This window comes from Vibrio sp. DNB22_10_4, from assembly GCF_052879755.1.
The window spans coordinates 1-350 of record NZ_JBNNXW010000048.1; the positions used below are offsets into that span (position 1 = coordinate 1).

Here is a 350-nt window from a genome sequence, read left to right on the forward strand (position 1 = left end):
TCAGAGATGGTGATTATGCCGTCTTCATCGACTGAATATGTTGTTGAGCCTGCTACTGGTATGTCATTAACAGACTCAACGGTCACATCAATGTTGGCTTCAGTAGTAGTCGTGCCGTCGCTCACTGAGAAGCTTAGGTCGACGTCACCATTGAAGTTTTCGTTTGGTGCAAAGGTATACGTGCCGTCACCGTTATCCGTGAAGACGCCTTCGGTGCCTGAGTAGCTGACATCCGCAACAGACAAGTCATCGCCATCGATATCGGAGGCGCCCGCTAGAAGCTGCTCATCCGTGAAGGTCAATGAACCGTCTTCTTGGATGGTGTAACCGACATCTTCCACGACTGCTGC

At 50.6% G+C, this 350-nt stretch carries 1 protein-coding gene; it reads right to left on the reverse strand.

Annotated features, from left to right (window positions below; all coding sequences use genetic code 11):
* Positions 1-350 (reverse strand): cadherin-like domain-containing protein (locus ACVA6Q_RS24595; protein ID WP_446649215.1); only part of this gene is annotated, 350 nt, incomplete at both ends.